Source organism: Haemophilus sp. C1, from assembly GCF_001276515.1.
Classification (GTDB): domain Bacteria; phylum Pseudomonadota; class Gammaproteobacteria; order Enterobacterales; family Pasteurellaceae; genus Haemophilus.
Window position 1 is genome coordinate 23,651 of record NZ_LDVZ01000022.1, and the last position, 6,354, is coordinate 30,004.

The 6,354-nt window shown below is 37.0% G+C and carries 7 protein-coding genes; 2 read left to right on the forward strand and 5 right to left on the reverse strand.

What is annotated here, in order from left to right; translation table 11 throughout:
* Nucleotides 1–137 precede the first annotated feature (137 nt).
* The 3 genes from tyrS to hmrM all read right to left on the reverse strand — a co-directional run bounded on the left by tyrS (nucleotide 138) and on the right by hmrM (nucleotide 3,641).
* Nucleotides 138–1,325 carry a tyrosine--tRNA ligase gene (gene tyrS / locus ABW51_RS08030; RefSeq protein WP_053466319.1) on the reverse strand — a complete coding sequence of 396 codons (1,188 nt, stop codon included), beginning with the start codon at nucleotides 1,323–1,325 and terminating at the stop codon, nucleotides 138–140.
* A 196-nt stretch (nucleotides 1,326–1,521) separates the two neighbouring features.
* Nucleotides 1,522–2,238: a DNA/RNA nuclease SfsA gene (gene sfsA / locus ABW51_RS08035; RefSeq protein ID WP_053466320.1), complete on the reverse strand. Its 717-nt coding sequence runs from the start codon at nucleotides 2,236–2,238 to the stop codon at nucleotides 1,522–1,524.
* Nucleotides 2,239–2,246: 8 nt separating this feature from the next.
* Complete coding sequence (hmrM, locus tag ABW51_RS08040) at nucleotides 2,247–3,641, reverse strand: sodium-coupled multidrug efflux MATE transporter HmrM (RefSeq protein WP_053466321.1); 1,395 nt, start codon at nucleotides 3,639–3,641, stop codon at nucleotides 2,247–2,249.
* Nucleotides 3,642–3,683: 42 nt separating this feature from the next.
* Between hmrM and ribE the strand changes: the two genes are divergently transcribed.
* Nucleotides 3,684–4,298 carry a riboflavin synthase gene (ribE, locus tag ABW51_RS08045; protein ID WP_053466322.1) on the forward strand — a complete coding sequence of 205 codons (615 nt, stop codon included), beginning with the start codon at nucleotides 3,684–3,686 and terminating at the stop codon, nucleotides 4,296–4,298.
* A gap of 71 nt (nucleotides 4,299–4,369) precedes the next feature.
* On the opposite strand, the gene ABW51_RS08050 is transcribed toward ribE, so the two are convergent.
* On the reverse strand, nucleotides 4,370–4,966 hold the full coding sequence (locus tag ABW51_RS08050; RefSeq protein WP_046949531.1) for a DedA family protein: 597 nt from the start codon (nucleotides 4,964–4,966) through the stop codon (nucleotides 4,370–4,372).
* Between the two features lie 226 nt (nucleotides 4,967–5,192).
* Here ABW51_RS08050 and rplY point away from each other — a divergent pair, with 226 nt between their 5' ends.
* The gene (gene rplY / locus ABW51_RS08055; protein WP_005633680.1) at nucleotides 5,193–5,480 is read left to right on the forward strand and encodes a 50S ribosomal protein L25; all 288 of its coding nucleotides are present in this window, start codon (nucleotides 5,193–5,195) and stop codon (nucleotides 5,478–5,480) included.
* A 92-nt stretch (nucleotides 5,481–5,572) separates the two neighbouring features.
* Here the strand turns inward: rplY and ABW51_RS08060 are convergent, their stop codons facing one another.
* The gene (locus ABW51_RS08060; RefSeq protein ID WP_053466323.1) at nucleotides 5,573–6,145 is read right to left on the reverse strand and encodes a DUF2726 domain-containing protein; all 573 of its coding nucleotides are present in this window, start codon (nucleotides 6,143–6,145) and stop codon (nucleotides 5,573–5,575) included.
* Nucleotides 6,146–6,354 lie beyond the last annotated feature (209 nt).

Genomic DNA, 6,354 nt, shown 5'->3' on the forward strand with positions numbered 1-6,354 from the left:
AGAAGCTATTCGCCGAATTAGCAACGAAGAATCTATTTCTGCGATGTTTAACTAAATTAAAACTTCTATAAAAAATACCGCACTTTTATTGCCAAAGTGCGGTATTTTTTTATTTACTTTATTTAGCTGTATCTACTTTATTCAACCGTTACACGCGCAAATTTTCGTTTACCCACTTGGTAAACATTTGTACCTTTCGGTGCATTGTCTTTTACGTTATCGACTTTTTCACCATTGATTTTTACACCGCCTTGTTGAGCAGAGCGAATTGCTTCTGAAGTGGAAGGTACAAGTCCCGCTTCTTTTAATAAGGTGGCTAAACCCATTTCGCCAGAAAACGTAAATTCAGGCATTTCATCAGGCATTGCACCTTTTTGGAAACGATTAATGAATTCTTGTTCTGCGGCGTTTGCTGCATCTTCATTGTGGAAACGTGCAATTAATTCTTTTGCCAGTAAGATTTTTACATCACGAGGATTTTTGCCGTTTTCCACTTCCGATTTTAACTGTGCAATTTCACTTAATGGACGGAATGAAAGAAGGTTATACCAATCCCACATGAGTTCATCAGAAATTGACATCACTTTACCGAACATACCGCTTGGAGCTTCTGTTACGCCGACATAGTTACCAAGTGATTTGGACATTTTTTTCTCGCCGTCTAAGCCAACGAGTAATGGGAGTGTAATCGCAACCTGTGGTTTTTTACCTGCTGATTTTTGTAATTCACGACCAACAAGTAAGTTGAATTTTTGGTCTGTACCACCTAGTTCCACATCTGCATCTAATGCAACAGAATCGTAGCCTTGCAGTAATGGATAAATAAATTCATGGATGGCAATGGGTTGGTTGTTACCAAAGCGTTTTTTGAAGTCGTCACGTTCAAGCATACGCGCAACGGTGTAGTTGCTTGCAAGACGAATCATACCTTCTGTACCAAGTTTGCTTAACCATTCAGAGTTGAAGACGATTTTGGTTTTTTGTGGATCGAGAATTTTATAAATTTGCTCTTTATAGGTTTCAGCATTACGCAGTACGTCTTCACGGCTGAGTGGAGGACGTGTGGCATTTTTACCCGATGGATCGCCCACCATTCCAGTGAAATCACCAATTAAGAAATAGACTTCATGACCGAGTTGTTGAAATTGACGTAATTTGTTTAATACAACGGTATGCCCTAAATGAATATCAGGTGCGGTTGGATCTGCGCCTAATTTTACTTTTAATGGGCGATTTTCTTTCAGTTTTTCGATTAAATCCGCTTCTGAAAGGATTTCATCAGTACCGCGCTTTAGTTCCGCGAGAACGGTATTAATGTCAGTCATTATTATTTCCTAATTATGTTTTTTGAAAGGTTTTATTATAGGGATTCTTGGCAATTTGTGAATAAAAAAAACGCCTATTTGTGGGGAAATAGGCGGGAATGTTGGAGTGATTATCTAATATTGTTGTTGGAATGATTAGATGATAATTGTTATCAATAACTTTGTCAATAATTAAATGAAAATAATTCTCAAAATATTATTTTATATAAGTCACCGATTCTGTTAAGGAAAGTGCGGTAGGAATTCCATTAGAAATTTCAAATTGTCCCGCATAAGCATAGGCTTCAACGCCTTGTTCCATTGCTTCTTTTAATAAGCGATCGTATTCGGGATCGATATATTCTGCGATTTTGAAACGATCAAAACCATTATGTAACCCAGCAAATAGTACCACTGAGCGATAACCTTGCTTTTTCATTGCTAGTAATTCTCGGACATGTTTTTGCCCACGCGTAGTCACTGCATCGGGGAACATGCCTAAATTTCCTTTCACTAAGGTAATGGATTTCACTTCTACATAACTATCGGGTAAGCCTTCACCTTTCAGTAAGAAATCAATTCGGCTATTTTCTTCGCCGTATTTCACTTCAGGATAAATTTCATCGTACATTGCTAATTCTTTGATTTGCTTGTTTTGTAATGATTCAAAGACAAGCTGATTAGAACGGTGCGTGTTAATACAGCAAAGTTGCCCATTTTCAAGTTGAGTGAGTTCCCAAGAATGAGGATATTTGCGGGTTTGGCTTTCGGAATGTGAATACCAAATTGTGTCGCCTTTTTCACCGCATCCAGTCATCGCGCCTGTATTGGCGCAATGAATTGTCATCACATCACCGGTTGGCAGTTCAATATCCGCAAGAAAGCGTTTGTAACGACGAATTAATGTCGCTGATTGTAAAGCTGGAAGTTGCATAAAGTTCCTTATTTGAGTTTTTCTAAACGTTGTAAAAGGGTGCTGTCACTCATGGCTTGCATTTTTTTCATTCTCAAAGAAAGTAAGATCGCCGCGAAAGTGAGTGAGACCACAAAGGCAATCCAGAAACCTTTCGCATCAATGTGTGGCACAAGCCAATCCGTACGACCAAGTGTGTAACCCAGTGGCACACCAATTACCCAATAAGAGAAAAGGGTAATGTATAAAATGACTTTAGTATCTTTATAACCCCGTAAAATGCCACCAACTACCATTTGAACGGTATCTGAAAATTGATAAAGTGCGGCAAATAATAATAAATTTGCCGCCATGGCGATGACAATTTCATCGGTTACGAAAATAGATGCAATTTCATAACGGAAGAAAATCGTAATTAATGCAGTAATGATTGTCACCGTTAGCCCTAATAATAATGCGGCATAGCCAATTTTCTTCGCATTTTGTGGAGAACCTGCACCCAATGCTTGTCCAACTAAAATCGTCGTTGCCATACCAATCGACATAGGGAACATAAAAATAAAAGAACTAGTATTCAGCGTAATTTGATGGCTTGCGACAATAGTTGCACCCAGTGGAGAAAGCATTAAGGACGTAAGTGCAAATAACGCCACTTCGCAACAAATTGCAATGGCAATCGGTAATCCTAAACGCAGTAATTTTTTAAGTGTTTTAGGATTCGGCATTTCAATTAATTGGCTAAATACTTTTAGTGAACGTTCTTGAGCATTGGTGTAGGAATAGAAAATCATCATTAAGCACATTGCCCAGTTCACAATAGCTGTCGCAATACCACAGCCCACCGCACCAAAAGCAGGCATGCCAAATTTTCCATAAATAAAAATGTAATTAAGCGGAATATTAATCAGTAAACCTAAAAAGGTAATGACCATTGCAGGCTTGGTTTTAGCAATCCCATCATTTAAACAACGAAAATTAATCAGCATCAAATAGGCTGGCAATCCCCACAACATCGCGTGTAAATAATCGCGTGCTAAATCTGACATTTTGCTTTCCATTTGCATATATTGCAGTGGAATTTCACAGAAATAAATCAACAAACCTAAAGGAATACTCACACCTAACACAAGCCAAATGCCTTGACGAACTTGATGGGCAATGCGATGACGTTGACCTGAACCGTTTAAATAAGAAATTGTCGGCGGCAGCGCTAATAATAAGCCTTGACCGAAAAGCACTAATGGCATCCAAATAGATGCGCCAACAGAAATGGCAGCCATATCAGTAGAACTCACTCGACCAGCCATAATGGTATCCGCTAATCCCATTGAGTTTTGTGCAATTTGCGCTAGCAAAATGGGTAAAGAAATTTTAATTAATTTTTTAATATCAGCGTGATATTGGGATAAAAGACGAAAATTCATAAATTTGATATACTAAGAAAAATTTTTAGAAAAGGAGAAAATATGTTTACCGGAATTGTACAAGGCACTGCGCCTATTCATTCAATTACAGAAAAGGCTAATTTTAGAACACAAGTGGTAAAATTACCACCTGAAATGCGTAAAGACCTAGAAATTGGCGCATCGGTGGCAAATAATGGTGTATGTTTAACCGTGACTGAAGTCAACGACGATCTGGTTAGCTTTGATCTCATGCAAGAAACCTTAAGAATTACGAATCTTGGTTTGTTGAAAGTAGGCGATAATGTGAATATCGAACGTGCTATGCAAATGGAAACGGAAATTGGCGGGCATTTATTATCTGGTCATATTTATTGCACCGCAAAAATTTCAGATATTATCGCCAGTGAAAATAACCGACAAATTTGGTTCGAGCTACCAAGTGCAGATGTAATGAAATACATTTTAACGAAAGGATTTGTTGCGGTAGATGGCATTAGTCTGACTATTGGGGAAGTAAAAGGCACACAATTCTGTGTGAATTTAATCCCTGAAACTTTGCAACGAACCTTAATGGGGCAACGTAAAGTGGGCGATATTGTGAATATAGAAATTGATCCACAAACACAAGCCATTGTGGATACAGTGGAAAATTATTTAAAAGCGAGAAATTTATAGTCTATTGAAATAAAAAGAGCGGCTAAAAAAACACAGAATTTTTTAACCGCTCTTTTGTTTGATGACTTCGCTTATTTTTTCGATTTTTTCCATTTCCAGAACAGGAATAGGGCAAGTAAAGCGATAAGCACATAAATCACCATTTGACCTTTTTGGATTTGAGCATGTAACCAGTCTAAATTTTTTGCGCCAAGTTCGCCTAAATAAACCCAAATTGGAACAGAAATAATAGCAGCACAGAAATCAATTAAGACAAAACGTGTATAACTGACACGGCGAGTAATGCCTGAGACCATATAAATTGGGGCACGCAAGCCAGGTAAAAAACGTGCAACAAATAACACACGATTACCATATTGGCTGAATTTTTCACGCACCATTCTTAAACGTTGTAATGTCACGATTTTACGCATTGGGCGAAAACGTAAAATTTTTGTGCCATAAATACGACCAAGCCAATACATGGTGGAGTCGCCCGCAAGTACACCAAGCATACTGACTAGCAACATTAAATGTGAATTAACGCTTTCTGGATAAAGCCCCGCAATGACACCGCCAGAAACTAACGTGATATCTTCTGGAATCGGCACACCAAATCCGCAAATAATTAAAACAAAAAGAACAGCCCAATAGCCGTAATCAGTAAAAAATCCAATCAGAAATTCCATAATCTTCCTACTTTATTTTTTAATGAATATCGTAAAAAATTGCTAAACATTCTAATCTTTTCAGGGTAAAAAACCTAGAAAAAGTTTGCTTTGAAAAGAGGGATATTCTATAATTCGCCGTCTCAAAGGATAGCTCAGTGCTTATTGTTTGAGAACAATATTTGGAAGATTGCTGGGTCGCCTGCAATTTTCTTTCTTTTAACATTAATTTAAAGAGAACATTAAAATGGCATTTAAATTTAACGCTGAAGTTCGTACAGCGCAAGGTAAGGGTGCGAGCCGCCGCCTGCGTCATAATGGTCAAATCCCTGCAATCGTTTATGGTGGCAGCGAAGAGCCTGTTTCAATCATCTTAAACCACGATGAGTTAAACAACGCGCAAGCACATGAATCTTTCTATTCTGAAGTGATCACTTTAGTGATTGGTGGCAAAGAAGTTGCAGTTAAAGTACAAGCAATGCAACGTCACCCATTCAAACCAAAATTGGTTCACATTGACTTCAAACGTGCGTAATTCACAAGTTTAAACAAAGTAAAAAGCTAAGATATCAGTCTTAGCTTTTTTGTTCTGAGTATTTTAATTATTTCTTAATAAATACCTAAACTTTAATTTTTTATCAAATAACGTTTTAAGTTTTCACCAACAAATTCTAATTCTGCTTTTCCATAGTTTGGCTGAAATTCTAAAAAAATCACCCCAGCCTTTCGACAAGCCTCCCGTTTCACTGCATCACGCTTCGCCGCATTATCCTGATAATGTCCCTGCCCTTGATATTCAATTACTATTACGGCATAGCCGTTCTTATCTACAATCAGAAAATCTACTCGTTTACTATTTATCGCAAAATGGGCCTCTTTATCTATTGATTCTAAAAACTCTCCCATTGAAACCTGAGTAAATAAACGGAACTCTTGATAACCTTTAGATAACAATTTTTCTAAACGAAGAAAAAGTTGATATTCACTCTTATTCATCAAGGCTTTTCTTTTATACTTACTCAATATAACGACATCAAGATGATCATTTTTATTCACAATATTAATTTTGTTTTCTGTCGAAAGATAAAGACGACTCTTCTTCGCATTACGACGAATTGATCTCGATTTAGATGAAAATAAGCCAATTAGAAATAAAATAACAAAAATGAAAATAATGATATATTGTAAAGAAAATTCCATATTGCACTCCTAAATGAACAGGAAAACAAGATAGCATTAATAGAATATTACTTTATATTACAAATAAACGTATTTGAGATCTGGATCGCAAAAACAACCTTAGATAAGGTAAAAAACTAGCTTTTGTTAGAACTATGAGAATTTAAAAAATATGGCTGGGGTACTAGGATTCGAACCTAGGGATGCCGAGATCAAAACCCGGTGCCTTA